Annotated in this window: 28 protein-coding genes; 16 read left to right on the forward strand and 12 right to left on the reverse strand. The window is 73.7% G+C overall.

All coding sequences use genetic code 11. The annotated features are described in order from the left end of the window. Window positions 1-6 precede the first annotated feature (6 nt). Window positions 7-507 carry a MarR family winged helix-turn-helix transcriptional regulator gene (locus GNZ18_RS36650; protein WP_216651563.1) on the reverse strand — a complete coding sequence of 167 codons (501 nt, stop codon included), beginning with the start codon at window positions 505-507 and terminating at the stop codon, window positions 7-9. Window positions 508-643: 136 nt separating this feature from the next. On the opposite strand from GNZ18_RS36650, the gene GNZ18_RS36655 reads away from it, so the two are divergent. Then, entirely contained in the window at window positions 644-1,282 is a 639-nt protein-coding gene (locus GNZ18_RS36655; RefSeq protein ID WP_173390999.1) for a TetR/AcrR family transcriptional regulator, read from the forward strand. Beyond that, a complete protein-coding gene (locus GNZ18_RS36660) occupies window positions 1,272-2,363 on the forward strand; it encodes a winged helix DNA-binding domain-containing protein (protein ID WP_156221480.1) in 1,092 nt (363 codons plus the stop codon). Before GNZ18_RS36655 ends, GNZ18_RS36660 begins: the two co-directional genes overlap by 11 nt. Here the strand turns inward: GNZ18_RS36660 and GNZ18_RS36665 are convergent. Beyond that, complete coding sequence (locus GNZ18_RS36665; RefSeq protein ID WP_156221482.1) at window positions 2,360-2,959, reverse strand: CGNR zinc finger domain-containing protein; 600 nt, start codon at window positions 2,957-2,959, stop codon at window positions 2,360-2,362. The two genes, GNZ18_RS36660 and GNZ18_RS36665, sit on opposite strands and share 4 nt — an antisense overlap. Before the next feature lie 80 nt (window positions 2,960-3,039). Between GNZ18_RS36665 and GNZ18_RS36670 the strand changes: the two genes are divergently transcribed. After that, complete coding sequence (locus tag GNZ18_RS36670) at window positions 3,040-4,296, forward strand: MFS transporter (protein ID WP_156221483.1); 1,257 nt, start codon at window positions 3,040-3,042, stop codon at window positions 4,294-4,296. Here GNZ18_RS36670 and GNZ18_RS36675 read toward each other — a convergent pair. Further along, window positions 4,237-4,719: a MarR family winged helix-turn-helix transcriptional regulator gene (locus tag GNZ18_RS36675; protein ID WP_156221485.1), complete on the reverse strand. Its 483-nt coding sequence runs from the start codon at window positions 4,717-4,719 to the stop codon at window positions 4,237-4,239. The two genes, GNZ18_RS36670 and GNZ18_RS36675, sit on opposite strands and share 60 nt — an antisense overlap. A gap of 87 nt (window positions 4,720-4,806) precedes the next feature. Between GNZ18_RS36675 and GNZ18_RS36680 the strand changes: the two genes are divergently transcribed. Beyond that, the gene (locus GNZ18_RS36680; protein ID WP_156221487.1) at window positions 4,807-5,568 is read left to right on the forward strand and encodes a dioxygenase family protein; all 762 of its coding nucleotides are present in this window, start codon (window positions 4,807-4,809) and stop codon (window positions 5,566-5,568) included. Between the two features lie 25 nt (window positions 5,569-5,593). Here the strand turns inward: GNZ18_RS36680 and GNZ18_RS36685 are convergent, their stop codons facing one another. Further along, window positions 5,594-6,427, reverse strand: a complete 834-nt coding sequence (locus GNZ18_RS36685) for an NAD-dependent epimerase/dehydratase family protein (RefSeq protein WP_156221489.1) — start codon at window positions 6,425-6,427, stop codon at window positions 5,594-5,596. Window positions 6,428-6,677: 250 nt separating this feature from the next. Between GNZ18_RS36685 and GNZ18_RS36690 the strand changes: the two genes are divergently transcribed. Continuing rightward, window positions 6,678-7,187 carry an O-acetyl-ADP-ribose deacetylase gene (locus GNZ18_RS36690; RefSeq protein WP_156221491.1) on the forward strand — a complete coding sequence of 170 codons (510 nt, stop codon included), beginning with the start codon at window positions 6,678-6,680 and terminating at the stop codon, window positions 7,185-7,187. A gap of 7 nt (window positions 7,188-7,194) precedes the next feature. On the opposite strand, the gene GNZ18_RS36695 is transcribed toward GNZ18_RS36690, so the two are convergent. After that, window positions 7,195-7,662: a universal stress protein gene (locus GNZ18_RS36695; protein ID WP_156221493.1), complete on the reverse strand. Its 468-nt coding sequence runs from the start codon at window positions 7,660-7,662 to the stop codon at window positions 7,195-7,197. A gap of 80 nt (window positions 7,663-7,742) precedes the next feature. Here GNZ18_RS36695 and GNZ18_RS36700 point away from each other — a divergent pair, with 80 nt between their 5' ends. Next, a complete protein-coding gene (locus GNZ18_RS36700; RefSeq protein WP_156221495.1) occupies window positions 7,743-8,552 on the forward strand; it encodes a class I SAM-dependent methyltransferase in 810 nt (269 codons plus the stop codon). Here the strand turns inward: GNZ18_RS36700 and GNZ18_RS36705 are convergent. Then, window positions 8,549-9,313, reverse strand: a complete 765-nt coding sequence (locus GNZ18_RS36705; protein ID WP_156221497.1) for an SDR family NAD(P)-dependent oxidoreductase — start codon at window positions 9,311-9,313, stop codon at window positions 8,549-8,551. The two genes, GNZ18_RS36700 and GNZ18_RS36705, sit on opposite strands and share 4 nt — an antisense overlap. A 98-nt stretch (window positions 9,314-9,411) precedes the next feature. Between GNZ18_RS36705 and mshA the strand changes: the two genes are divergently transcribed. Genes mshA through GNZ18_RS36720 form a run of 3 tightly spaced genes read left to right on the forward strand, consistent with a single transcriptional unit; the run spans window position 9,412 to window position 12,072 of the window. Beyond that, window positions 9,412-10,734: a D-inositol-3-phosphate glycosyltransferase gene (gene mshA / locus GNZ18_RS36710; protein ID WP_214616511.1), complete on the forward strand. Its 1,323-nt coding sequence runs from the start codon at window positions 9,412-9,414 to the stop codon at window positions 10,732-10,734. Further along, complete coding sequence (locus tag GNZ18_RS36715) at window positions 10,731-11,276, forward strand: type III secretion system chaperone family protein (RefSeq protein WP_156221501.1); 546 nt, start codon at window positions 10,731-10,733, stop codon at window positions 11,274-11,276. The genes mshA and GNZ18_RS36715 overlap by 4 nt, the downstream gene beginning before the upstream one ends. Before the next feature lie 28 nt (window positions 11,277-11,304). Then, window positions 11,305-12,072, forward strand: coding sequence for a phosphoglyceromutase (locus tag GNZ18_RS36720; protein ID WP_156221504.1), 768 nt, complete (start codon window positions 11,305-11,307; stop codon window positions 12,070-12,072). A gap of 4 nt (window positions 12,073-12,076) precedes the next feature. Here the strand turns inward: GNZ18_RS36720 and GNZ18_RS36725 are convergent, their stop codons facing one another. Beyond that, window positions 12,077-12,949, reverse strand: coding sequence for an alpha/beta fold hydrolase (locus tag GNZ18_RS36725; RefSeq protein ID WP_156221506.1), 873 nt, complete (start codon window positions 12,947-12,949; stop codon window positions 12,077-12,079). Between the two features lie 73 nt (window positions 12,950-13,022). On the opposite strand from GNZ18_RS36725, the gene GNZ18_RS36730 reads away from it, so the two are divergent. Beyond that, complete coding sequence (locus GNZ18_RS36730) at window positions 13,023-14,939, forward strand: AfsR/SARP family transcriptional regulator (RefSeq protein ID WP_312874948.1); 1,917 nt, start codon at window positions 13,023-13,025, stop codon at window positions 14,937-14,939. 55 nt (window positions 14,940-14,994) lie between these two features. On the opposite strand, the gene GNZ18_RS36735 is transcribed toward GNZ18_RS36730, so the two are convergent. Both GNZ18_RS36735 and phoU read right to left on the reverse strand, forming a co-directional pair. Beyond that, the gene (locus tag GNZ18_RS36735; RefSeq protein ID WP_156221508.1) at window positions 14,995-15,432 is read right to left on the reverse strand and encodes a hypothetical protein; all 438 of its coding nucleotides are present in this window, start codon (window positions 15,430-15,432) and stop codon (window positions 14,995-14,997) included. Window positions 15,433-15,567: 135 nt separating this feature from the next. Next, a complete protein-coding gene (gene phoU, locus GNZ18_RS36740; protein ID WP_156221509.1) occupies window positions 15,568-16,227 on the reverse strand; it encodes a phosphate signaling complex protein PhoU in 660 nt (219 codons plus the stop codon). Window positions 16,228-16,495: 268 nt separating this feature from the next. Between phoU and GNZ18_RS36745 the strand changes: the two genes are divergently transcribed. Beyond that, window positions 16,496-17,755 carry a sensor histidine kinase gene (locus GNZ18_RS36745; protein WP_214616519.1) on the forward strand — a complete coding sequence of 420 codons (1,260 nt, stop codon included), beginning with the start codon at window positions 16,496-16,498 and terminating at the stop codon, window positions 17,753-17,755. Between the two features lie 94 nt (window positions 17,756-17,849). Continuing rightward, window positions 17,850-18,521: a winged helix-turn-helix domain-containing protein gene (locus tag GNZ18_RS36750; RefSeq protein ID WP_504913435.1), complete on the forward strand. Its 672-nt coding sequence runs from the start codon at window positions 17,850-17,852 to the stop codon at window positions 18,519-18,521. A gap of 64 nt (window positions 18,522-18,585) precedes the next feature. On the opposite strand, the gene GNZ18_RS36755 is transcribed toward GNZ18_RS36750, so the two are convergent. After that, entirely contained in the window at window positions 18,586-19,626 is a 1,041-nt protein-coding gene (locus tag GNZ18_RS36755) for a hypothetical protein (protein WP_156221511.1), read from the reverse strand. A 123-nt stretch (window positions 19,627-19,749) separates the two neighbouring features. Continuing rightward, a complete protein-coding gene (locus GNZ18_RS36760; protein ID WP_214616522.1) occupies window positions 19,750-20,589 on the reverse strand; it encodes a hypothetical protein in 840 nt (279 codons plus the stop codon). A gap of 421 nt (window positions 20,590-21,010) precedes the next feature. Here GNZ18_RS36760 and GNZ18_RS36765 point away from each other — a divergent pair, with 421 nt between their 5' ends. Both GNZ18_RS36765 and ispF read left to right on the forward strand, forming a co-directional pair. Beyond that, window positions 21,011-21,493 (forward strand): CarD family transcriptional regulator, encoded by a 483-nt coding sequence (locus GNZ18_RS36765; RefSeq protein WP_067459337.1) that lies wholly within the window; start codon window positions 21,011-21,013, stop codon window positions 21,491-21,493. 22 nt (window positions 21,494-21,515) lie between these two features. Then, complete coding sequence (gene ispF, locus GNZ18_RS36770) at window positions 21,516-21,986, forward strand: 2-C-methyl-D-erythritol 2,4-cyclodiphosphate synthase (protein WP_312874949.1); 471 nt, start codon at window positions 21,516-21,518, stop codon at window positions 21,984-21,986. Window positions 21,987-22,092: 106 nt separating this feature from the next. Here the strand turns inward: ispF and GNZ18_RS36775 are convergent, their stop codons facing one another. After that, window positions 22,093-22,611, reverse strand: coding sequence for a CGNR zinc finger domain-containing protein (locus GNZ18_RS36775; protein WP_156221513.1), 519 nt, complete (start codon window positions 22,609-22,611; stop codon window positions 22,093-22,095). Window positions 22,612-22,636: 25 nt separating this feature from the next. On the opposite strand from GNZ18_RS36775, the gene GNZ18_RS42805 reads away from it, so the two are divergent. Both GNZ18_RS42805 and GNZ18_RS36785 read left to right on the forward strand, forming a co-directional pair. Beyond that, complete coding sequence (locus tag GNZ18_RS42805; RefSeq protein WP_242891340.1) at window positions 22,637-23,128, forward strand: GNAT family N-acetyltransferase; 492 nt, start codon at window positions 22,637-22,639, stop codon at window positions 23,126-23,128. Further along, window positions 23,125-24,309, forward strand: coding sequence for an MFS transporter (locus GNZ18_RS36785; RefSeq protein ID WP_173390998.1), 1,185 nt, complete (start codon window positions 23,125-23,127; stop codon window positions 24,307-24,309). Before GNZ18_RS42805 ends, GNZ18_RS36785 begins: the two co-directional genes overlap by 4 nt. Window positions 24,310-24,339: the final 30 nt, after the last annotated feature.

Here is a 24,339-nt window from a genome sequence, read left to right on the forward strand (position 1 = left end):
CCGGGCTCAGCGGGTGGGAACCCCGGACCGATTCCTCGCGGCGGGGCGGCCCCCCGCACCCCCCGGGGCGGCCGGGGCGGCGAGCGCGCTCAGCGACCGCGCCAGGTCGCCCCGCTCGCGCGCGGGGAGGGAGGCGGCGAGCTGGTCGTCCACCGACCGGGCGGCGGCGGCGCACTCCTCCAGCAGCCGCCGCCCCTCGCCGGTGAGCGTGAGCACCTGCCGCCGCCGGTCCGCCGGGTCGCGGACGCGCTCGATCGCGCCGAGCCCGACCAGGTGGTCGGCCAGCGACACCACGAGGCTCGGCACGACGCCCATCGTCGTCGCGACCTCCAGCTGGGACGCGGCGAGGCCGCGGCTGACCACCGCCAGCAGCCCGGCGTGCTTGGGCTTCAGGCGCAGGGGCGCGAGCGCGTCGGCGAACCGGTCGGTCGCGATCGCGCCCAGGACGACGAGCTGGAACGTCAGCGTCCCGGGGAGCGGCTCGGGGAGCGACTCGGCATCGGTCATGGCGGCGATGCTAATCCACGCCGGTGGACGCGGGTGGGCCGTCCCGCTCCTGGTCACGCTGGTAGGCACGTTCCAAGCGGGCGCGCTTTCCGGGCCTACAGTAGAACGGAATCATTCGTTCCCGTATGCTGGCGGTATGGAGACCTCCACACGGGCGCCCATGAGCGGGCGCAAGGCGCAGGCGGCGCGCAACGACGAGCTGATCCGGGACGCGGCGCGGGCGGTGTTCACCGCCGATCCCGGCGCGCCGATCTCGGCCGTCGCCGAGCACGCCGGGGTCGGGATCAGCGCGCTCTACCGCCGCTACAAGAGCAAGGAGGACCTGCTCCAGCGGCTCGCCGACGACGGCATGGACCGCTACCTCGCCGAGGTCGAGGCCGCCCTCGCCGACGAGGGCGACCCGTGGGCGGCCTTCGCCGGGTTCATGCGCCGCTGCCTGGACATCGGCGCCGGGTCCCTCACCATGCGGCTCGCGGGCACCTTCGAGGTCACCGAGGCGATGAGCGCGAAGGGCCGCGAGATCCACCTCGCCACGCAGCGGCTGCTCACCCGGGCGAAGGAGGCGGGCGTGCTGCGTCCCGAGATCGAGGTGGGCGACATCTCCGTGCTGCTGGAGCACCTGCACACGATCCGGATCGGCGACGACGCGCGGATGAACCGGTTGCAGCACCGCTACCTCGCCCTGATGCTGGACGCGCTGCGCCTGACCGGCGCCGACGAGCTGCCCGGCCCGCCGCCCACCTGGCAGGAGCTGCGAGGCCGCTATGACGACTGACGTCCTCGGCCGGCGCGCCCTCAACCGGGCCCTGCTGGCGCGGCAACTGCTGCTCGACCGGCACCCGATGCCCGCGCTCGACGCGATCGAGCACCTGGTCGGGATGCAGTCCCAGGCGCCGAACCCGCCCTACGTCGGGCTGTGGAGCCGCCTGGAGGGCTTCGACTTCGGCGAGCTGTCCGCGCTCATGACCGACCGGCGCGCGGCGCGGATCGTCCTGATGCGCGGCACACTGCACCTGGTCAGCGCCCGTGACGCCCGCGCGCTGCGGCCGCTGACCCAGGTGGTGCTGGACAACTACCTCAAGAGCCCGCGCGCCGTGCCGCTGCGCGGATTCGACCTCGCGCCCGTCGTCGCCCGCGCGCGGACGCTGCTGGAGGAGGCCCCCCGCTCCGACAAGGAGCTGCGGGCGCTGCTCGCCGAGCGCTGGCCGGACCTCGACGCCGACCTGCTGGTCTGGGCGGTCCGGTGCTCGCTGCCGCTGGTGCAGGTCCCGCCGCGCGGCGTCTGGGGCGCCTCGGGCCTCGCCCGCCACACGACCCTGGAGAGCTGGCTCGGCGAACCGCATCCCGAGCCGTCCCTGGACGAGATGGTGCTGCGCTACCTGGGCGCGTTCGGGCCCGCGTCCGTCCAGGACGTCCAGCACTGGTCGGGTCTGACGCGTCTCGGCGAGGTCGTCGAGCGGGTGCTGCCCAAGCTCCGCGCCTTCCGGGACGAGAGCGGCCGGGTGCTGTACGACCTGCCCGAGGCGCCGCGTCCGGACCCGGGCACCCCGGCGCCGGTGCGGTTCGTCCCGGAGTTCGACAACCTGCTCCTCTCGCACGCCGACCGGGCGCGCGTCATCAGCGAGGAGCACCGCAAGCGGGTCTTCACGGTCAACGGGATCATCCGCGCGACGTTCCTCGTGGACGGCTTCGTCCACGGCATGTGGAAGATGGAGCGCAAGCGCGGGGCGGCGACATTGCGCCTCATGCCCTTCTCGCCCGTGCCGGAACCGGCTCAGGCGGCGCTCGCCGAGGAGGCCGGTCGCCTGCTGGCGGCCGCCCACCCCGACGCCGCCACGCACACCGTCGAGCTCTAGCCCGGGTCGGCGCCCCGCCCGCCGGTGCTCGCCCTGTCGCGCAGGACCTGTTTCTTGGCCCTGTTGCCGCAGGTGTTCATCGAGCACCAGCGGCGGGTGCCGGGGCGGGAGGTGTCCAGGAACAGCGCCTGGCAGTCGGCGCCGGCGCACTCGCGGACGCGGTCGAGCGCCGGCCCGCCGACCAGGTCCACGGCGTCGCGCGCGATGAGGGCGAGCACCGCCTGCACCGGGTCCTCGGCGTGCCAGGAGGGGCGTCCCGAGCCGTCCAGCCGCGGCGCCGGGACCGGGAGCGCCGCGACCCGGTTGACCAGCTCGCGGGGCGCGTCGGCGGACGGGCCGACCCCCGCGGGCCCGCGCGCGGCGGCGATCAGCGCGTGGATCGCCTCGCGCAGCTCCCGGGCCTCGGCGTCGCGCCCGTCCGCCGCGTCCGGCGGGACCGACTCCCACGGGCCGAACCGGCTCACCCACGCGGCCAGCGCCATCGGATCCGGCAGCTCCTCCGCCGCGGAGCCGGTGCCGCGATGGCGCAGCGTGCGGATGAAGTCCAGGCACAGCCGCCCGGAACCGGCGCGGAAACCCGAGGGCGAGGAGGGCATGGGGCCGACCCTACTCGTGAACCGGTTTGACTGGTACCTTTCTGAACCACTTAAACCGGTTCACTTTCGAGAGGACCCCCATGCCGTCAGGCTCCCCCCGCCCCGACCAGGCCGGCCCCTCGCGCCGGTTGATCTCGCTGCTCGCGCTGACCTGCGGCGTCGGCGTCGCGGGCATCTACTTCCCGCAGGCCATCAGCCCGCTCATCGCCGACGACCTGGGCGTGTCCCGGGGCGCGGCGGCCGCGGTCGTCACGGCGGCCCAGTTCGGCTACGCGACCGGTGTGTTCCTGCTGGTCCCGCTGGGGGACCGGCTCGCGCACCGGCGGCTGGTCGTCACGCTGCTCGCCGTCACCGCGGCGGGCCTGCTGGTCGCGGGCCTCGCGACCGCGCTGCCGCTGCTGCTGGCCGCGAGCGTCCTGATCGGCGTCGCGACGGTCGTCCCGCAGATCATCATTCCGATGGCGGCCGGGCTGGTGCCCGAGCGGCGCCGGGGCGCGGTGACCGGCACGCTGCTCAGCGGGCTCATCGGCGGCATCCTGCTGGCCCGCTCCTTCAGCGGCGGGCTCGGCCAGTGGCTCGGCTGGCGCGCGCCCTACCTGGTCGCCGCCGCGGTCGTCGTGCTGCTGGCGGTCGTGCTGGCGTTCGCCGTGCCCGCGACGACGCCCTCGTCCACCGAGCGCTATCCGGCGCTGCTCGCCACCACGATCCGGCTGCTGCGCACCGAACCGGACCTGCGCCGCTCCGGCCTCTACCAGGCGCTGGTCTTCGCGGGGTTCAGCGCCGCCTGGACGAGCCTCGCGCTGCTGGTCACCGGCCCGGCCTACGGCATGGGCGCCTCGGCGGTCGGGGTGATCGCCCTGGTCGGGGCCGCCAGCATGTTCGCCACCCCGATCGCCGGACGGCTGACCGACCGGCACGGCTCCGACCCGGTCGGCCTCGTGTGCATGCTGGGCACGGTCGCCGCCGCGGCGCTGCTCACCACCGGCGGCCTCGGCGGCGTCCCGGGCCTGGTCGGCGTCACGCTGGCGCTGCTGCTGCTCGACGTGGCCGTGCAGGCCGGCCAGGTGGCCAACCAGGCGCGGATCTTCGCGCTCCGGCCGGAGGCCCGCAGCCGGCTCAACACCGCCTACATGACCTGCTCGTTCCTCGGTGGCAGCGCCGGGTCCTGGCTCGGCGTCCGCGCCTACACCGGGCTGGGCTGGAACGGCGTCTGCCTGCTCGTCGCCGTGCTGGCCGTGCTCGCGCTCGCCCGGCACCTCGTCGCGATGCGCCGCGGATCAGCCGTCGGCGCAGGGGGCCTCGCGGGCGGGGTCCAGGGAGTCGAGGAGCGCGCGTAGCGTCTCGCGGAACTGGAGCATCTGGTCGCGGGTCAGGGGCGTGAACAGGTGGCGCCTGACCTCGGCGACATGGCCGGGCGCGGCCTCGGTGAGCACGGCCATGCCCGTGTCGGTCAGCTCGGCGATCGTGGTGCGGCGGTCGGCGCCGTCCTTGACGCGGCGCACCCAGCCGTCCTCCTCCAGCCGTTTGACGGCGTGCGACAGCCGGCTCGGGGACGAGCGGACGATCGCCGCCAGCTCGGTCATCGTCAGCGCGCGTCCGGGCGCCTCCGACAGCATCGCGAGGATCATGTAGTAGGTGTGCGGCATGCCCGAGTCGCGTTGCAGTTGGCGGTCGAGGGCCTCGTTGAGCAGGCGCGAGGTCCACAGGAAGGCACGCCAGGTCTCCTGTTCGTCGGCGTCGAGCCACCGCGTTCCGGTCATACGGGTCAGACTACCTGGTTACTTGAAGATTCAAGCAAAGCCGGGTTATAGTTGAACTCTCAAGTACTTGAACCACGGGGGGACCCCATGAGCCGCATGCCGGTGCTCTACCTCAGCCACGGCGCGCCGCCGCTGGCCGACGACGCCGTCTGGACCGCCGAACTCGCCCGCTGGTCGGCGGGGCTGCCCCGGCCCGAGGCCATCCTGATGGTGTCGGCGCACTGGGAGGAGGCGCCGCTGACCGTGAGCGCCACCCGCACGCTGCCGCTGGTCTACGACTTCTGGGGCTTCCCCGAGCACTACTACCGCGTCCGCTACGAGGCCCCCGGCGCGCCGGGGCTGGCCGAGGACGTCGAGAAGCTCGTCCCGGGCGTGCGGCGCGACGAGGAGCGCGGGCTCGACCACGGCGCCTACGTCCCGCTGGTGGAGATGTTCCCGGACGCCGACGTCCCCGTGCTCCAGATGTCCATGCCCTCGCTGGAGCCCGAGCGGCTGTTCGAGGTCGGCCGGAGCCTCGCGCCGCTGCGCGACCAGGGCGTCCTCATCGTGGGGAGCGGTTTCACCACGCACAACCTGCGTGAGCTGGCCCCCGGGGCGGACGCGGCGCCGCCCGCGTGGTCGGCGGAGTTCGACGACTGGGCGGACCGCGCCGTCAGGGGCGGCGACATCGACGCCCTGCTGGACTTCCGCGCCAAGGCCCCCGCCGCGCGCGTCGCGCACCCCCGTGCCGAGCACTTCGCCCCGTTGTTCGTCGCCCTCGGCGCCGACGCGGACACGCCCGCCGAGCGGCGTGCGGTCATCGACGGCTACTGGTTCGGGCTCGCGAAGCGGTCGTTCCAGTTCGGCTGACGCTTGTCACGTTCCCGTAAGGGGGTCAACGCTGCGCGGCGAACCCCGTGCGCCACGACGGCACCTGCGGCTTCCAGCCGAGGCTCAGCGCCTTGGCGTTGGACACCGGGCGCCCCATGGCGGCGGCGTGCCGGGCCGTCCCCGGGAGGGGCGCGCCGAGCGAGGCGCTGTAGACCGGCAGCCAGTCGGCCGTGGTGGCGGGCTCGTCGTCGACGATGTTGACCGCGCCCGCGGGCCACTCCACCGCCGCGAGCGCGGCGGCGGCCGCGTCGTCGGCGTGCACGAACGACGTCCACGCGGGCGTCTGCCGCAGGTTCCCGGCGCGGACCCGCTTGGCGATCGCGCCGTCCGGCGCGTACCAGGTGCCGGGGCCGTAGAGCGCGCCGTAGCGCAGCACGACGCCGCGCGGCATCTCGCCGACGGCCTCCTCCAGCGCGACGACGCCCGGGGAGGGCGGCAGCGCCGGGTCTAGCGGGTCGGTCTCGACCGCCGCGGCGGCGCCCGCGACGTACAGCCAGGCGGCGCTCTGCGCGATCATGGTCTGGACCCCGGCGGCGAGCGCCGCGTCGACCAGGTTGCGGGTGCCCTTGATCCGCAGGTGGGAGTTGGCCGTGAAGTCCTCCCCGCTGAGATCGGTGAGCTGGTGGATGATCGCGTCCGGGCGCACCGTCTCGACGGCCCGGCGCACCGACGCGGCGTCCAGCGCGTCCATGACGACCGGCGTGGCCCCGCCCTCACGGACGGACGCGGCGCGCGCCTCGTGGCGCGTCGTCCCGGCGACCTCGTGGCCCGCCTGGACGAGCAGCGGTGTCAGCCGGCGGCCGACGACTCCGGTCGCACCGGCGAGAAGGATCTTCAAGGGGGTAACCTCCACGACTTTCACGCCTTTGTAGTCGTCTCGACGGCAGGATAGGCAGTGGCTTCTCTCCTGGTCACGCCCGGCCCCAGGGGTGGAGATCCCACGGCTGCGGGCGGGCGGGGGGCGGACGGCGCGCACCGCCCCCGGAGCGCCGTCCGCCACGAGCGTACCGCCGTCGGCCGCCGCCGTGCGTTTCGTGTGACCCGCGGGGGATAATTCTCCCCACCCGTGGCGAGCGAGGAGCGCCGAGATGAAGATCAGCCTGGTCCGCGGCGACATCACCGAGCAGCAGGTCGACGCGGTCGTGAACGCCGCGAACTCCTCGCTGCTCGGGGGCGGCGGCGTCGACGGCGCCATCCACCGCAGGGGCGGCCCCGCGATCCTCGACGAGTGCCGCAAGCTGCGCGCCTCGCACTACGGCGGGGGCCTGCCCACCGGCCAGGCCGTGGCCACGACCGGGGGCAGGCTGCCCGCGCGATGGGTCATCCACACCGTCGGGCCCGTGTACTCCGCGTCCGACGACCGCTCCGGCCAGCTGGCCTCCTGCTACCGGGAGTCGCTGCGCGTCGCCGACGAGCTGGGCGCGGCCTCCGTCGCCTTCCCCGCCGTCTCCGCCGGGATCTACGGCTGGCCGATGGACGACGCCGCCAGGATCGCCGTCGAGACCGTCCGATCGACGCCCACCCAGGTTTCCGACACCCGTTTCGTGTTGTTCACCCCGGACGCCTACACCGCGTTCGAGCGCGCCGTCGGCACTTAGTCCCCGTCTAGTCCTCGTCCTTCTTCGGCGGGACGACGAGCGTCGGGCGGTGCACGTGGTGCAGGACGCGCGTCGACACGCTGCCCAGCAGCACCGACCGCGCGCCCGCGAGGCCGCGCGAGCCGGTGACGATCAGGGAGGCGTCCAGTTCGTCCGCGACGTCCACGATCGTGGCCCAGATCGGCCCGGTGCCGCGCTCGGCGCGGGGCGTGACGTCGGTGAGCCCGCCCGCGGCGGCGATCTCGGCGCCCTGCCGCGCGAGCTTCTCCGCCTGCTTCTCCTCCGCGTACTGCCCGTCCTCCACCTCGGTGCTCGGCACCGGCGCGGCGGCGGCCAGCGGCGCCCACGCGATCTGCATGAGCAGGGGCTCCCAGACGGTGAGGATCACGGTCGGCTCGGGGCGGACGTGCCGCGCCGCGTACTCGATCGCGGTGCGCGCGTCGTCAGAACCGTCGAAGGCGATGAGAACTGTCATACGGATGGCATGTCCAGAAAAAGGCTGGTTAACGCGGCTCGGTGGGAACAGTGGGAAACGTCTCACGGGAGAATCGGCGGATGGTCGGGACGCGCAAGCCGCAGGGGGAGGTCACGCGGGGCACCACCGCGCCCAACCGGCTGCGGCGGGTGGACCGCTGGATCGCCGCCACGCAAGTCGGCCCGTTGCGCATGCGGGAACACCCGTTGGCCGTGGACCTCGGATACGGCGCGTCGCCGGTCACCACGTTCGAGCTGTACGCGCGGCTCCGCGCGGTCGCGCCCCGGCTGGAGGTCACCGGGATCGAGATCGACCCGGCACGCGTCGCGGCGGGGGAGGCGTTCCTGGACGCGACGGGCCCGCACGAGGGCCTGTCGTTCCGGCGCGGCGGGTTCGAGCTGCCGGTGCCGCGGCAACCCGTCCTGATCAGGGCGTTCAACGTGCTCCGCCAATACGACGAGGCGGCGGCCTGGCGCGCCTGGGACGGTCTGCGCGCCCGCCTCGCCCCCGGCGGCGTCCTCGTCGAGGGCACCTGCGACGAGATCGGCCGCCGCGCCGTCTGGGTCGCGCTCACCCGGGACGGCCCGCGGACGATCACGTTCGCGGCCCACCTGCCGACGCTGCCGCGCCCCTCGGCGCTGGCGGAGCGGCTGCCCAAGACGCTGATCCACCGCAACGTCCCGGGCGAGCCCGTGCACGACCTGCTCGCGGCGTTCGACCGCTGCTGGGCGACGGCGGCGCCGCACTCGGCGTTCGGTCCCCGCGCCCGCTGGATCGAGGCGGTGCGGCTGCTCGCCCTGACCCACCCGGTGCTCACGGCCCCGCCCTACGGCGGCCGCCGCCGCTGGCGCCTGGGCGAGGTCACGCTGCCGTGGACGTCCGTCGGCTAGGACTCGCGGTGCAGCCTGTGCGCGGCCGCCTGCACGCGCGGCTGGACGTCGATCCGGTCGATGTTCACGTGCGGCGGACGGGTGACCGCCCACGCCACGCAGTCGGCGACGTCGTCGGCCACCAGCGGCTCCGGGACGCCCTGGTACGGCTTGGCGGCCTTCTCCTCGTCGCCGCGGAACCTGACCAGCGAGAACTCCTCCGTCCTGACCAGCCCCGGCGCGACCTCGGTGACCCGGACCGGCTGCTCCACCAGCTCCAGCCGCATGACCTCGTTCACCGCGTACGCGGCGTGCTTGGCCGCGTTGTAGCCGCCCCCGCCCTCGTAGGGCTCGTGCGCCGCGAGCGAGGTGATGTTCACCACATGCCCCGCGCCGCTCCCGACCAGCGCGGGCAGCAGCGCCTTCGTGACGCGCACCAGCCCGAGGACGTTCGTGTCGTACATCGCGCGCCAGTCGTCCAGGTCGGCGGTCGCGACGCTGTCCAGGCCGAGCGCGCCCCCGGCGTTGTTGACCAGCACGTGGCAGGTCCCGCCGACCGCCGCCGCGAGCGCGTCCACCGACGCCTGCGACGTCACGTCCAGCTCGACCGGGGCGAGCCGCCCCGCCCCCGGGACGGTCTCGGTGATCTCCTTGGCCAGCGCGTCGAGCCGGTCCGTCCGCCGCGCCGCGAGCACGACGTTGAACCCCTCCGCCGCCAGGCGCCGCGCCGTGGCGGCCCCGATCCCGCTGCTTGCTCCCGTCACCACCGCCGTCTTACGCATGCGCCCAAGCCTTCCAGTTCCGCCGCGCTCCCCGCAGCCCGGGGTGGCCGGGAACAGCCGAACCGGGGGATAGGTTGCACTGTCGGAGGTGGTGTCCGGTGTCGCGTCGTATCAACCGAGTTGCGACGGTCAGTGCTCATACTTCCCCCCTTGACCAGCCGGGTACGGGTGACGCGGGCGGCATGAACGTCTACATCGTCGAGGTCGCGCGGCGGCTGGCGGCCCGGGGGATCGAGGTGGACGTCTTCACCCGCGCCACATCACGGGCCCTGCCCCCGGTCGCCGAGCTGGCGCCCGGCGTCCTCGTCCGGCACGTCGTGTCGGGCCCGTTCGAGGAGCTGGACAAGGGCGAGCTGCCCCGCCACCTGTGCGGCTTCACCTCCGGCGTGCTGCGCGCCGAGGCGTCCCACGACCCCGGCCACTACGACCTCCTGCACACGCACTACTGGCTTTCCGGCCAGGCGGGATGGGCGGCGAAGCGGCGCTGGGGCGTCCCGCTCGTCCACTCGATGCACACGATGGCCAAGGTCAAGAACGCCGCGCTCGCCGAGGGCGACAAGCCCGAGCCGGACGAGCGCGTGCTCGGCGAGGAGCAGGTCGTGGCCTCCGCCGACCAGCTCGTCGCCAACACCGGCGAGGAGGCCCGCGACCTGATCGGCCTCTACGGCGCCGACCCGGCCCGCGTCGCGACCGTCAGCCCGGGGGTGGACCTGTCCCGGTTTCGGCCGGAGTCGCCGCTGCTGGCCAGTACCGGCCTCCTCCCGCACCGCACCGGTCCCGCGCGCCGCCGCCTCGGCCTGCCGCGCGACGCCTACGTCCTGCTGTTCGTCGGGCGGATCCAGCCGCTGAAGGCCCCCGACGTCCTGCTGCGCGCCGCCGCCCGGATGCTCGCGGACGACCCGTCCCTGCGCTCCCGCCTCGTCGTCGCCGTCGTCGGCGGCCCGAGCGGCAGCGGACGCTCCCGCCCCGAGGGCCTCCAGGCGCTCGCCGCCGCGCTCGGCATCGCGGGCGTCGTCCGGTTCGAGCCGCCGAGCCCGCAACCCGTCCTCGCCGACTGGTACCGCGCCGCCGACGTCACGGTCGTCCCGTCCCACAACGAGTCGTTCGGCCTCGTCGCCGTCGAGTCGCAGGCGTGCGGCACCCCCGTCGTCGCCGCGTCGGTCGGCGGCCTGCGCACCGCCGTCGCGGACGGCGAGTCCGGCCTGCTGATCGACGGCCACGACCCCGCCGACTACGCCGCCGCCCTGAGCCGCCTCCACACTGAGCCGGGCCGGCACGCCCGCCTCGCGCGCGGCGCCGTCCGCCACGCGCAGAACTTCGGCTGGGACGTCACCGTGGACCGCCTCATCGAGGTGTATACCGGTGCCATGTCACTCCAGCCCGTGAGTACGCCGCGCCTGACGGCGGAGGCCACAGCATGAGCGAAGCGGACCGGGGGGCGCGTGGGGTCGTCCCCCCGCAGGGGAACAGCGTGACGACCGTGGAGACCGTCCGCGCGGCCCTGGACGGCGCCGGACTCGAATACGACGAGCCGCGCGAGAGGGCGTTCTTCGTCAAGCTCCCCGGCCAGCACAAGCTGGCCACGATGACCTGGCTGATCGTCGGCGACCACAGCCTGCACGTCGAGGCGTTCTTCTGCCGCCGCCCCGACGAGAACCACGCCGACTTCTACCGGTTCCTCCTGGAGAAGAACGGCCGCATGTACGGGGTGGCGTTCGCCCTGGACGACGTCGGCGACGTCCACCTCGTCGGGAAGGTCCCCCTCGCCTCCGTCACCGAGGACGAGATCGACCGCCTCCTCGGCTGCGTCCTCACCTACTCCGACGACAACTTCGACAGGGCCCTCGAACGCGGGTTCAAGTCCTCCATCCGGCGCGAGTGGGACTGGCGGGTCAGCCGGGGCGAGAGCCTCGCCAACCTGCGGGCGTTCGCCTCGTTCGCCGACCCCGCCAACCGCGACTAGGAACCCCCGGCCGCTAGGCTCTGGTGTCATGGCGACGTTGGTACTGCTGCGGCATGGCGAAAGCGTCTGGAACGCGGAAGGGCTGTTCACCGGCTGGGTGGACGTCGATCTCTCCGCGAAGGGCGAAGGCGAGGCGACCAAGGGCGGCGATCTGCTGCTCGACGCCGACATCACCCCCGACGTGGTGCACACCTCGCTGCTGAAACGGGCCATCCGCACCGCCAACATCGCGCTGGACGTCGCGGACCTGCTCTGGATCCCCGTCCGCCGCTCCTGGCGCCTGAACGAGCGCCACTACGGCGCCCTCCAGGGCAAGAACAAGGCCCAGACCCGCGAGGAGTTCGGCGAGCAGCAGTTCATGACCTGGCGCCGCTCCTACGACACCCCGCCGCCCCCGATCAAGGACGACGACCCCCTCTCCCAGGTCAACGACCTGCGCTACGCCGAGCTGCCCTCCGAGCTCATCCCGCGCACCGAGTGCCTCGCCGACGTCGTCGACCGCCTCCTGCCCTACTGGTACGACGCGGTCGTCCCCGACCTCGCCGCCGGCCGCACCGTCCTCGTGGCCGCCCACGGCAACTCCCTGCGCGCCCTGGTCAAGCACCTGGACGACGTCACCGACGAGCAGATCGTCGGCCTGAACATCCCCACCGGCATCCCCCTCGTCTACGAACTCGACGACGACTTCGCCCCCCTGAAGCGCGGCGGCGAGTACCTCGACCCGGCCGCCGCCAGGGCCGCCATCGAGGCCGTCAAGAACCAGGGCGCCACCTCCCAGAAACCCAAGAAGAAGTAGCCCTTCAGCGGGCGAGGAGGGTCCGGAGGGTCTTCGTGATCTCGGCGGGGGCCTCTTCGGCCATGTAGTGGCCGTGGGCGACGGTCCGGTGGTGCAGGTCGGGGGCCCAGGCCCGCCACAGGGCGGCGGCGTCGAAGCCGAGGGCGGCGCCCCAGTCCTGCTGGACGACCGCGACCGGCATCCGCAGTTCGGCGCCCGCGGCCAGGTCGGTCCGGTCGTGGGCGATGTCGATCCCGGCGGACGCGCGGTAGTCGGCCACGATGGAGGGGACCGCCGCGCGGCACGCCTCCAGGTAGGCCCGGCGGACGTCGGGCGGGATCGCGGACGGGTCGTTCGACCACACGTCGAGGAAATGGCCGAAGAAGGCGTCCGGGCTCGCCCCGATCATCGTCTCGGGGAGGCCGGGCGGCTGGGCCATCAGGTAGAGGTGGAAGCCGACGGCGGCGGACGCGCCGCGCATCGCGTCCCACATGTCGAGGGTCGGCAGGACGTCGAGGCAGGCCAGGTGCGTGACCGTGTCCGGGTGGTCGAGCCCGGCGCGGAAGGCGACCAGCGCGCCGCGGTCGTGCCCGGCCAGCGCGAAGCGCTCGTGGCCGAGGGCGCGGGCCAGCTCGACGATGTCGGTGGCCATGGTGCGCTTGGAGTAGACGTCCGGGCTCGTTTCCCCGGGTTTGTCGCTGGCGCCGTAGCCGCGCAGGTCCGGGCAGATGACGGTGTGGTCGGCCGCGAGGTCGGCGGCCACGTGCCGCCACATCAGGTGCGTCTGCGGGAAGCCGTGCAGGAGGACGATCGGGCTGCCCGTCCCGCCGACGGCCGCGTTCAGCGCGACCCCGTCGGCGACCGGGACGCGCCGGTACTCGAAACCGGTGATGACCATGGTGATTCCCTTCCGTTGGCGACCCCAGCCTGCTGGACGCGGATGAGCATCCGATGAGCGCTACGGTGGAGGCGTGTTCGGGGTGCTGGGGCCGGTCGTGGCCTGGGACGACGCCGGGGACGCGATCGACCTGCGGGGGCCGCGGCACCGCGCGGTCCTGGCCCGCCTGATCATCGCCCGGGGCCGGGTCGTGCCGGTCGGCGTCCTCGTCGACGACCTGTGGACGGCCCCGCCGCCGGGCGCGGTGAGCGCCGTCCGGACGTTCGTCGCCGCGTTGCGCCGCGCCCTCGAACCCGAGCGGCCGCCGCGGGCCCGGCCGCGCGTCCTGGTCACCGAGGGGCCCGGGTACGCGCTGCATGCGGATGACGTCGACGCCTGGCGTTTCGAGCACGCCGTAGGCGAGGGGTCGGCGGAGCGTCTGGAGGAGGCGCTCGGCTGGTGGCGCGGTCCCGCCTACGCCGATTTCGCGGACGAGCCCTGGGCGCGTGCCGAACGCTCCCGGCTGGACGAGCTTCGCCTGCACGCGGTCGAGCGCCTGGCGGAGGCGCGTCTGGCGGGAGGGGCGCCCGCGGAGGCGGTTCCGGATCTGGAGGCGCACGTCGCCGTCCACCCGCTGCGTGAGGACGCGTGGCGCCTCCTGGCGCTGGCCCTCTACCGCTCTGGGCGCCAGGGGGACGCGCTGGCCGTGCTGCGACGGGCGCGCGGGCTTCTCGTCGACCGGCTGGGGGTGGAGCCGGGGCCGTCGCTGCGGAAACTGGAAGCCGACATCCTCCGGCATGCCGACCACCTCACCGAGCCGGACGCGGCGGCCCGCGTCTGGGCGCGCGCGGCGACCGCCTACGACCGGACGGTCGCGTCCGGCTCCCGGGACCGGCTTGAGTCGACCGTCGGCCTGCTGCGGACCCTCGCGCTCGCGGGCGGCGGCGGCCTGGCGGCGGCCCGCGAGCAGCGCATGGCGGCCATCAGCGCGTCCGAGGACCTGGGCGACCCGGAGCTGACCGCACGCGTGATCGGCTCCTACGACGTCCCCGCGATCTGGACGCGCTCGGACGACCCGCGCCAGGCCGGCCAGGTGGTGGCCGCCGCCGAACGCGCGCTGGCCGCCCTCCCGCCCGGCCGCGACGCCACCCGCGCGCGCCTGCTCGCCACCGTCGCCCTCGAATCGCGCGGCACGCGGTCGGCGCGCGGCCCCGAGGCGGCCGGCGAGGCGGAGGCGATCGCCCGCAGGCTGGACGACCCGGCGCTGCTGGCCTTCGCCCTCAACGCCGTGTTCATGCAGTCCTTCGAGAGGACGGGCCTCGCCCCGCGCCGCGACGGGATCGGCGCCGAGCTGGTCGCGCTGTCCGAGCGGCACGGCCTGACCGCGTTCGAGATCCTCGGGCATCTCATCCGGCTCCAGGCGTGCTCCGGCATGGCGGACCTCCCGGCCGCCGACCGGCACGCGTCCGCCGCCGAGGGCCTGGCCGACCGGCACGAGCGGCCGCTGGTCCGCGTGTTCACCGGGTGGTACCGGGCGCTGCGGACGGCCGCCGCCGGACGGCCCGCCGAGGCCGCCTACCGGGAGGCCGCCGCGCTCCTGGACGGCTGCGGCATGCCGGGCCTGGAGCGGGGGCTCGTCCCGCTGGCCCTGCTCTCCCTGCGCGTTTTGGACGATCGGCCCGCCCCGACCGAGCCCTTGGACTGGGGCCCCTACGAGCCCTGGGCGCGTCCGCTGGTGCTGCTGGCGCAGGCCCGCCCCGGGGACGCGGCGGACGCGCTCCGCCGCGTCCCGGACCCGCCCCGGGACCTCATGCAGGAGGCCCTCTGGTGCCTGGCCGCCCGCGCCGCCGTGGCCCTGGATGACCGCGGGCTGATGCGCCGCGCCCGCGAGGCCCTCGCCCCCGCCGCCGCGGAGCTGGCCGGTGCCGCGAGCGGCCTCGTCACCCTCGGCCCGGTCTCGGACCACCTGGCCGCGTTGACCGGCGCCCTCCGACGTTCGCAACGACCGTAATCGGGCGATCACCAGGAGTTCGGCCGACCTCGGGACCGGTCCCGGGCGCTCACGTTCAGTATTGGGCCATGCACCGACGCGCGATCATCATCTCGACCCTCCTGCTGGCATCCGCCGGGTGCGGGGGCGGCGGCGACGCCGAAGGGCGCGCCGAAACGCCGACACCGGCGCCGAGCACCCCCCGGAGCGGCACGCCGTCGGCCGCGCCGAGTTCGACGTCCAGTTCGACGCCCAGTTCCCCGCCGAGTACCGGGCGGCCCTTACACGCCCGTGACGGCAGGCGGTTCAGGGTGTGCGCGAAACGCTCGTGCGAGGTCCTGGTGAAGCCCCACGACGAGATCCCCGCGCCGCCCGCGACGGGGCTGGGGACGATACAGGTCACGGAGGTCGGCGGCGGCGGGGTCACCTTCGTCTCCGATTCGGAGAACGGGAGCATCACCTTCAGCGGCCAGGCGCCGGGGATGACCTCGCGGATGAACGGCCTGAAGATCACTACGGTGGCGATCGAGGGGCACCGGGCGGTCGTGCGCCTGCGACGCTGACGGGGGGCGCGCAGAGCAAGAACCCGCCGCGGCTCCCCGAGTAAGCCGCGGCGGGTTGTTCATGTGCGGGGTGGGGAAGGGCCGGCTCAGGTGTCGGTCATCTCCTCCGGGCGCTGGCCCGTCACGAGGTAGACGACGTTCTCCGCCACATGCACCGCGTGGTCGGCGAAGCGCTCGAAGTAGCGGCCGGCCAGGGTGATGTCGACGGCGGGCTCGACACCGTGCTTCCACTTGGGCGACAGCAGCATGTCGAACAGGCGGCGGTGGAGCCGGTCCATCTGGTCGTCGTCGGCGTCGAGCTCCAGGCCCATCTCGACGTCCTGGGACGCGATCACGCTGCCGGTCTTGGCGATCATCCGCTCGGCGATCTGGCCCATCTCCAGGACCGTCGCCTGAAGCTCGGGCGGGACGGCGGACTCGGGGTGGCGGCGGCGCGCCGTCCGCGCGATGTGGACCGCGAGGTCGCCCATGCGCTCCAGGTCGCCGCTCATCCGCAGCGCGGTGATCAGCGTGCGCAGGTCGCCCGCCACCGGCTGCTGGCGCGCCATGAGGTCGAAGACGGTCTCCTCGATCTCAGCGTCGATCTTGTTGACGAGCTCGTCCCCGCTGATGACCTCCTCGGACAGCCGGACGTCCGCGTCCAGCAGCGCGGTGACCGCGCGCGCCATCGCGGACCGGACGAGCCGGGTCATCTCCACCAGTTTGTCGGAGAGGGAGTCGAGCTCCTCGTGGTAGGCGTCGCGCAATTCAGCATCCCTTGTGCGGAGTTCGAAGCCAGGTTCGAAGCGAGGTGTTCAAGGCAGGTGTTCGAGCGGAGGCCGAACGGAGTTTCATTTGGGGCGAATGGGACGAAAGGGGGCGCCTCGCCTGGCAGACGGGCGGACTCGTCCACGCAATACCCTGCCTGACCAGCGTGAACCAAACCACATATGAAGGTGAACTTTCGGCGAACGAGGCCTGTTGGCCTGGGCCGATGGGGCGGCACATGGGGCAACGCCGCTTACGATCCGTGGTGTGGAGGTCGAGATTGTCGCGAGCCTGACCGGGCTTGCCGGGCTCGCGATCGGGCTCGCTACTGGATTGGCGGTGCGCGTGAGCGAGCGAGCCCAGCGTGCGGTGCCCCCGGCGGCGCCGATCGGTGCGCTGCCCCCCGGGGTGGCGTCGGTGCTCAGTGTCCTGAGGTCCTCGGCCGTCGTGGTGGACGGCGAGGATCGGGTGCTGCGCGCCAGCTCGGCCGCGCGCGCGTTCGGCATGGTCAGCGGCGACCGGCTCGTCCTGGACGAGCTGCTCGCGATGGCCCGCCTGGTCCGCCGCGACGGGGAGATCCGCGAGACCGAGATCCAGGTCGGCCCCGGACGCGGCCGGGGCAGGGCCGACGGGCGCTGGTTCGCCGTCCGCGTCGCGCCGCTCGGGTCGCACGGGCTCGTGCTCGTCCTCGCCGAGGACCTGACCGAGCTGCGCCGCACCGAGGCGATCCGCCGCGACTTCGTCGCCAACGTCAGCCATGAGCTGAAGACCCCGGTCGGCGCCCTGTCGCTGCTGGCCGAGACCGTCGAGGGGGCCGCCGACGACCCCGAGGCCGTGCGCCGGTTCGCCGGGCGCATGCAGCACGAGTCGGTGCGCCTCACCAACCTCGTCCAGGACCTCATGACGCTCTCGCGCATCCAGGGCGACGAGCCGCTGCCCGAGCTGCACCCCGTCGGCCTGGACGAGATCACCGTCGAGGCGATCGACCGCTGCCAGATCAAGGCCGCGGCCAAGGACATCGAGCTGGCCACCGGCGGCCAGGACGGCCTCAAGGTGCGCGGCGACGAGGAGCTGCTGATCACCGCGCTCCGCAACCTGATCGACAACGCCGTCGCCTACAGCCCCGAGCACACCAGGGTGGTCGTCTCGACCCGCAGGTGCGACGATCGGCATGTCGAGATCAACGTCACCGACCAGGGCATCGGCATTCCGGGCGGCGAGGTGGAGCGCATCTTCGAGCGCTTCTACCGGGTCGATCCCGCGCGCTCGCGCCAGACCGGCGGCACCGGCCTCGGTCTCGCGATCGTCAAGCACGTGACCACCAAGCACGGGGGCGAGGTGACGGTGTGGAGCAAGGAGGGGTCCGGATCGACGTTCACCATCCGGCTCCCGCTGCTGCACTCCTCCGCCCCCGGCCTGGCCCCCGCCGCCGACATCGCCGACATCGCCGGCACGTCCGAGCCGGCCCCCCGGATCCGCCCCGAGGGCGGCGCGTCGATCGCCCGCCCAGCACCGCACAACCCCTGAGGAACGGCGCGATGAACACTGTTCAGAGGGGGCCGCGCCGCCCCGCCGAAGGGTCCTCATTGGAAAACGCCCGGGAGGCAACACCGTGACCCGCGTGCTCGTCGTGGAAGACGAGGAGTCGTTCAGCGACGCACTGTCGTACAACCTGCGCAAGGAGGGCTTCGAGGTCGCCGTCGCGGCCACCGGCCCCGACGCGCTGGACATCTTCGAGCGCAACGGTGCCGACCTCGTGCTGCTCGACCTGATGCTCCCCGGCCTGCCCGGCACCGAGGTGTGCCGGGAGCTGCGCGCCAAGTCCAGCGTCCCCGTGATCATGCTGACCGCCAAGGACAGCGAGGTCGACAAGGTCGTCGGCCTGGAGCTCGGCGCCGACGACTACGTCACCAAGCCGTTCTCGACCCGCGAGCTGGTCGCCCGGATGCGGGCCGTCCTGCGCCGCCAGGGCGAGGTCGAGGAGCTGACCCCGGCGACGCTGGAGGCTGGACCGGTCCGCATGGACGTGGAGCGGCACGTGGTCAGCGTCGGCGGCGACCCCGTCCAGCTGCCGCTCAAGGAGTTCGAGCTGCTGGAGGTGCTGCTGCGCAACGCGGGCCGCGTCCTGACCCGCATGCAGCTCATCGACCGGGTCTGGGGCGCCGACTACGTGGGCGACACCAAGACCCTCGACGTCCACATCAAGCGGCTGCGCGCCAAGATCGAGTCGACGCCGTCCACGCCGCGCTACATCGTCACCGTCCGCGGCCTGGGCTACAAGTTCGAGCCCTGATCGGAGCGGAGAACGGCCCGTACGGTGACTGCCGTACGGGCCGTTTCGCGTGCTTCGCGGGGGGCTAGTGGCCGCCCTCGGGGCCGGCCGGGGTCCCGCTCTCGCCGCCCGGCGACGGGGACGTGGTGGCGCCCGGCGTGGCGCCCTCGCCGCCCGTGCCCGGGGACTCGCCGCCGGGCTCGGCGGGCGCGCTGGAGTGGGCGCCCTCGGACGGCTGCGCGGGGGCGGTCGCCCCGGGCACCGGGGTGCCCGCCGACACGGCCGTGTACTGGGCGTACTCGCCCTGCTGCGGGATCACCGGCACCGCCACGTCCACGACGCCCGCCTGCTCGAACTGGAGGCGCAGCTGGACGCGCTCGCCGCCGATCAGCGGCTTGCTCGGGTTGACCAGCACCACCAGCGGCGCCTTGCCGCCGGGGACCTGGACGGTCGGCTCGGCCGCGGGCCCACCGGGCGTCGTGCTCGCGTCGGGCGCCTTGCCGGGCGACGCGGAGGCGCCGGGGCCGGTGGACGTGCCCGGGCTCGGGGACGCGCCGCCGGGCTCCGTGGTCGCGCCGGGCTCGGTCGTCGCGCCGGGCTCCGTGGTCGCGCCGGGGGCGGCGGGCTCGGTGGTCGCGCCGTCCGTCGGCGTGGTGCCCGGCTTCGCCTTCTTCTTCTTGCCCGGCTTCTGCGTCCCCTCCGGCGTGGGGGACGCGGCGGGCGCCTGGCCGACGAGCTGGACGGCGCTGCCCTGCCCGGACGGGAGGGCGGGCGGCAGCACGACCGATCCGCCGGTGATGCGCTGCTGGCCGAAGTCGGGCGAGGACACCGACAGGAGCCTGTCCTGGCGCCCCTTCACCTGGTTGATGATCGTGGCGTACAGCGGCAGCGAGCTGCCCTGGCCGAACGTCATGTCGGGCTTCGGGCCCAGCAGGAACATGTTGCGGATGTCGATCTGCGCGGCCTGCGGCTTGTCCTTGGGCACCGTGACGTTGACGGCCTCGGTGAGCTGCGTCGGCGCCGCGGACTGCGGCTCGCTGCCGGCGCCGCAGCCGGAGAGCACCGGTGCGATGGCGACGGCGCCCGCGACGGCGAGCACGGCCACTCGACGGCTGTTTCGGATCACGGCGTCGTTCTCCTCGCGAAATGGCGTTGGAATGTGGTGGGAACGGCGTGAGACACGCCAGGGGAAGCGTAGCGGCGCGGGCACGCCGACCCCGCCTCGGGGTCCGTAGACGGCGGTGAAATGTCAGCCGGACTGCAACGCCTTGACCTTCTCGATCAGCTCCTGCCCCGCCTTCGGCGCGGTCACGACGTCGTTGACGACGCCGTCCGGCTGGACGAACACGGCGGTCATCCGCGCGTCGGAGGGCGGCGGCGCGGGCGCGGCCTTCCCGGAGGGGCTGCCGGTCGGGCTGGGAGAGGTGCTCGCGGACGGGGTGGGGGAGGGAGAGGCCGCGGGCAGGTAGGCGCCGGCCAGGACGCCCCGACGGTCCTCAAGGAGGGTCACGGTGCCGTTGTGGGCCGTCCCCGCGCAGGACCTCAGCTCCTTGATCGAGACGCCGTGCGTGCTGCCCGCGGGACGCGGGTCGGCGACGAGCCAGAAGCTGACGTTGTACTCGTTCGCCCGTCCGGCCAGCTCCGCCACGAGCGGGTCGCACCGGTAGCCGGGCGGGACGACGCCGATGACGCCGGGCCGCAGGTCCCGGATCGGCTTCGCGGCGCGCTCGCGGTCGACCCGGTCGATCGTCCCGGCGGGCAGCAGGCCGCCGACGCGCCCGACGCCCGCCGTGGGACGCGGCGCGAGCTGCGCGGCGGGCGGGCGCGGCGCCGGACGCGGCCCGAACGCGGTCATCAGCGCGCCGCTCAGCAGGGCCACCAGCAGCGCGCCCGCGATGATCGGGATGGCCACCCCGAACCGCGTCAGCGGCCGGCCGAGGCGCGCCCACCGCTCCCTGCGCCGCCGCCTGCGCTCCTCCCGGCGGTAGGCGACCATGTCGCGTTCCAGCTCACGGGCGTCATCGGGCACCACGACGTCCACTCGGGGGAGCCCGTAGTCATCGGGCTCCGGGTCGCCGTCTGGCCTCACGCGCTATCTCACCGTCCTTCGATGCCCGCCGCGCCCCTTTCGGACCCCTCCGGGCGCTTCGTACCCGCGCGGCCCGGCATGTTCACCTCCAGTATGGGACGCTTCCGCGCGATCGGCAGGGGATCGGCAGGGGATCGGCGGGTGGATCAGAGGTGGACCGCCGGGCCGATCGGGGGCGGATCCGCGGGCACACGGCTCCCTGGACTCTTGCCCCGAGGGGGTCTTGCCGGTAGAGGCGGTTCGCCGGGATCATGGTGGTGTTCTGGTCACCCTGCGTACGCGGAACAGGGGCGAGATGCACCATTAAAGGGCTTTGTCAATACCCCAATAAGGGGGTTGACCTGCGCATATGCGCTCAAGGCCGGTTCAGCCACGCTCGTTTCCGTGCTACCCTGGTCTTAGCGGAAGGGGTACTTGTCACATGACTTTCCAGGTCGGCGACACCGTCGTCTACCCCCACCATGGGGCTGCTCGGATCGAGGCCATCGAGACTCGCACCATCAAAGGTGAGGAAAAGACCTATCTGGTCTTGAAGGTCGACAAGGGCGACCTGACAGTGCAGGTCCCGGTCGAGAACGTCGAGGACGTGGGTGTCCGGGACGTCGTCGGCCAGGAGGGTCTGGAGAAGGTGTTCGAGGTGCTTCGCGCACCATACACCGAGGAGCCCACGAACTGGTCGCGCCGGTACAAGGCGAACCTTGAGAAGCTCGCCTCCGGCGACGTCAACAAGGTCGCCGAGGTCGTCCGCGACCTGTGGCGCCGCGACAAGGAGCGCGGCCTGTCGGCGGGCGAGAAGCGCATGCTCGCCAAGGCCCGGCAGATCCTCGTCAGCGAGCTCGCGCTCGCCGAGAAGACCAACGAGGACAAGGCCGAGGCCCTGCTCGACGAGGTCCTGGCCAGCTGAGTTGAGCGCACGGCTTCCACGGGTGGGCGTCGGTACCGACGTCCACCCGTTCTCGTCGGAGCCGCGCCCCCTGTGGGTCGCCGGGCTCGAATGGCCGGGCGAGGGCCACGGCCTCGCCGGGCACTCCGACGGCGACGTCGCCGCGCACGCGGCCTGCGACGCCCTGCTGTCGGCCTGCGCCCTCGGTGACCTCGGCGCGGTCTTCGGCACCGCCGACCCGCGCTGGTCCGGCGCGTCCGGCGTCACGCTGCTGCGCGAGGTCGCCCGGCTCGCGGCCGAGGCCGGATTCACCATCGGCAACGTCTCGATCCAGGTCATCGGCAACCGTCCCAAGATCGGCAAACGGCGCGCCGAGGCCGAGAAGGTCCTCACCGAGGCCCTCGCGGGCGCTCCGGTGACGGTCTCGGCCACCACCACCGACGGCCTGGGCCTCACCGGCCGGGGCGAGGGCCTGGCCGCCATGGCCACCGCCCTGGTGGTCCCCACCCTCTGACCAGAGCCGCGTTCGCCCAGGCGAGCCCCTCGGACGGCCGTGTTCGTGGCGTGGCCTGCCGAACGGCCCGTGTCGGCGCCGCCGCCTTTGCGGCCGCGCCGGGGCGCTAGGCGGTGCGGGCGCGGTGGCGGCGGACGGCGTCCCGGTTGGAGCAGCGCTGCGAGCAGTAGCGGCGGCGGCCCGTGCGGGTGGTGTCGGCGAAGATCACGGTGCACCCGGCCACCGCGCAGCGGCGGAGCCGGTGCATGCCGCGCCCGACCAGGTGCAGGGCCGTGCCGACGGAGATCAGCGCGGACAGCAGGACGCCGAGCGGCTGCCGTTCCTCGCGGTAGTGCAGGTGCCAGCCGGTACCGCCGTGGTCGGTCAGCCGGGGGTAGGCGGCGGACGCCGCGAGCATCCGGTTGACCAGGTCGGCGCGTTCGCGCTCGTCGGTGGCGTCGACGGCCTTCTCCCACGCGTCCAGGGCCGTGTGGACGCGGTCGAGGTCGTCGGGGGTCGCGGGGCCGTCCAGCAGCAGTCCGGCGGCGCGGCAGCGGTCCGCGAGTTCCGCCGGATCCGCCGGGCGCCGGTTGGCCAGATCGGCGGCCAGGTTGACGGCGTCCTCTCCGTAAGGGTTGAGGTGCATAAGCCCATTACATCATGCTATGTCCATGACAAACCCTGTGAGCAGGACGTATGAGGTGCGGCGGGCGACCGAGGACGACGTCGCGGAGCTGATGCGGTTGCGGGCGATGCTGTTCGTGAACCTCGGCGGCGAGTACTTCAACCCCTCCGACGGAGACGACGAGTGGCTCGTGGCACTGGAGCGCGTGCTGAAGGAGAAGCTGGAGGACGACGACGCCCACATCCTCGTCGTGGACGGTGAGGACGGCCTCGCCGCGTGCGGCATCGGCACCATCGAGCAGTGGTTCCCCGGCCCGCACTCGCGGAACGGCCGGGTGGGGCACGTGGTCGGTGTCGTCACGGTCCCGGAGTACCGGCGGCGCGGGTACAGCCGGGCGATCATGGGGAGGCTGCTCGACTGGTTCAGGGAGCGCGACGTCGCCCGCGTGGACCTGTTCGCCTCGCACGACGGTTCGCCGCTCTACCGCGATCTCGGCTTCACCGACCACCCCGACCCGGCGCTGTACTGGCGTCCGTGAGGTACCGGTGGGTCGTTCTCGGCATCGCCACCTTCGCCCAGGCCGCGTCCAGCTTCTTCGTGCAGGGCATCGGGGCGATGGGGATCACGCTCCAGCGGGACCTGGACCTGAGCACCGCGCAGCTCGGGCTCCTGCTGTCGGCGGCCCAGTTCGCCCCGCTGATCGGGCTGGTGGTGGCGGGCGAGCTGCTGGACCGCTACAACGAGCGCTGGGTCGTCGGCGCGGGCGCGTGCGTGGTCGCGGCGGGGCTCGGCGCGGGCAGCCTCGCGCCGGGCTACGCGGCGCTGCTCGGCGTCCTGCTGGTCGTCGGCGCCGGTTACAGCACCGCCCAGCCCGGCGGCAGCAAGGCGGTGGCGTCCTGGTTCGATGCGTCCCAGCGCGGGCTGGCGATGGGGCTGCGCCAGGCCGGGCTGCCGCTGGGCGGCGCGCTCGCGGCCGCCGTCCTGCCCTTGGTCGCCGATGTCCACGGGTGGCGGACGGCGCTCGTGGTCGGCGGGTGCGTCGCGCTGGCGGGCGCCGCCGTCTTCATGGGCTTCTACCGGGCGCCGCCCCTGCCCGAGGCTCCCCGGGGCGAGAAGGTCACGCTGGCCGCGCGGGTGCGGATGCTGCGCGAACCGTCCATGGTGAAGATCATGCTGTCGGGGACGAGCCTGATCTCGGTGCAGAGCGGGATCCTCGTCCTGACCGTGCTGTACCTCCACGACGTGACGGAGCTCGGCGCGGGCGCGGCGGCGCTCGTGCTCGTGGTGGCGCAGGGTGCGGGCGTGGCCGGACGGATCTGCATGGCGGCCTGGAGCGATCGCGTCGGGTCCGGGCGCTACGCGTCCGTGATGATCTGCATGGTCGCCGTGGTCGCGGGGATGGCGGCGCTGGCCACGCCGCTCGGACGGGCGGCGCCGACGGCCTGCCTCCTGTTCGTCTGGCTGGGATTCTTCGGATACGGCTGGTACGGCCCCTGGGTCGCCTACGTCGCCGAGTCGGCGCCGCCGGGCAAGACGGGCTTCGCGCTGGGGCTGGCCATGTCGGTGAACCAGATCGCGATCATCCTCGCGCCGCCCCTGCTGGGGCTGCTGAGGGACGCCACCGGCGGGTTCACGCCGGTGTGGGGCGTCCTCGCCGCGATGACCGGCGTCGCGCTGGCGGTCACGGCACGCGCGCAGCGCCGTCCGTGCGCCGTCTAGTCCAGGGCGCGCCCTGAACGACCTCGGCCG

Source organism: Actinomadura litoris (genome assembly GCF_009733595.1).
Classification (GTDB): Bacteria; Actinomycetota; Actinomycetes; order Streptosporangiales; family Streptosporangiaceae; genus Spirillospora; species Spirillospora litoris.

What these genes read in the sequence shown, in the direction of transcription:
- GNZ18_RS36650 (WP_216651563.1), bottom strand. Translation starts at nt 507, where the DNA reads ATGACCGATGCCGAGTCGCTCCCCGAGCCGCTCCCCGGGACGCTGACG.
- GNZ18_RS36655 (WP_173390999.1), top strand. Translation starts at nt 644, where the DNA reads ATGGAGACCTCCACACGGGCGCCCATGAGCGGGCGCAAGGCGCAGGCG.
- GNZ18_RS36660 (WP_156221480.1), top strand. Translation starts at nt 1,272, where the DNA reads ATGACGACTGACGTCCTCGGCCGGCGCGCCCTCAACCGGGCCCTGCTG.
- GNZ18_RS36665 (WP_156221482.1), bottom strand. Translation starts at nt 2,959, where the DNA reads ATGCCCTCCTCGCCCTCGGGTTTCCGCGCCGGTTCCGGGCGGCTGTGC.
- GNZ18_RS36670 (WP_156221483.1), top strand. Translation starts at nt 3,040, where the DNA reads ATGCCGTCAGGCTCCCCCCGCCCCGACCAGGCCGGCCCCTCGCGCCGG.
- GNZ18_RS36675 (WP_156221485.1), bottom strand. Translation starts at nt 4,719, where the DNA reads ATGACCGGAACGCGGTGGCTCGACGCCGACGAACAGGAGACCTGGCGT.
- GNZ18_RS36680 (WP_156221487.1), top strand. Translation starts at nt 4,807, where the DNA reads ATGAGCCGCATGCCGGTGCTCTACCTCAGCCACGGCGCGCCGCCGCTG.
- GNZ18_RS36690 (WP_156221491.1), top strand. Translation starts at nt 6,678, where the DNA reads ATGAAGATCAGCCTGGTCCGCGGCGACATCACCGAGCAGCAGGTCGAC.
- GNZ18_RS36695 (WP_156221493.1), bottom strand. Translation starts at nt 7,662, where the DNA reads ATGACAGTTCTCATCGCCTTCGACGGTTCTGACGACGCGCGCACCGCG.
- GNZ18_RS36700 (WP_156221495.1), top strand. Translation starts at nt 7,743, where the DNA reads ATGGTCGGGACGCGCAAGCCGCAGGGGGAGGTCACGCGGGGCACCACC.
- GNZ18_RS36705 (WP_156221497.1), bottom strand. Translation starts at nt 9,313, where the DNA reads ATGCGTAAGACGGCGGTGGTGACGGGAGCAAGCAGCGGGATCGGGGCC.
- GNZ18_RS36715 (WP_156221501.1), top strand. Translation starts at nt 10,731, where the DNA reads ATGAGCGAAGCGGACCGGGGGGCGCGTGGGGTCGTCCCCCCGCAGGGG.
- GNZ18_RS36720 (WP_156221504.1), top strand. Translation starts at nt 11,305, where the DNA reads ATGGCGACGTTGGTACTGCTGCGGCATGGCGAAAGCGTCTGGAACGCG.
- GNZ18_RS36725 (WP_156221506.1), bottom strand. Translation starts at nt 12,949, where the DNA reads ATGGTCATCACCGGTTTCGAGTACCGGCGCGTCCCGGTCGCCGACGGG.
- GNZ18_RS36765 (WP_067459337.1), top strand. Translation starts at nt 21,011, where the DNA reads ATGACTTTCCAGGTCGGCGACACCGTCGTCTACCCCCACCATGGGGCT.
- GNZ18_RS36775 (WP_156221513.1), bottom strand. Translation starts at nt 22,611, where the DNA reads ATGCACCTCAACCCTTACGGAGAGGACGCCGTCAACCTGGCCGCCGAT.
- GNZ18_RS42805 (WP_242891340.1), top strand. Translation starts at nt 22,637, where the DNA reads ATGACAAACCCTGTGAGCAGGACGTATGAGGTGCGGCGGGCGACCGAG.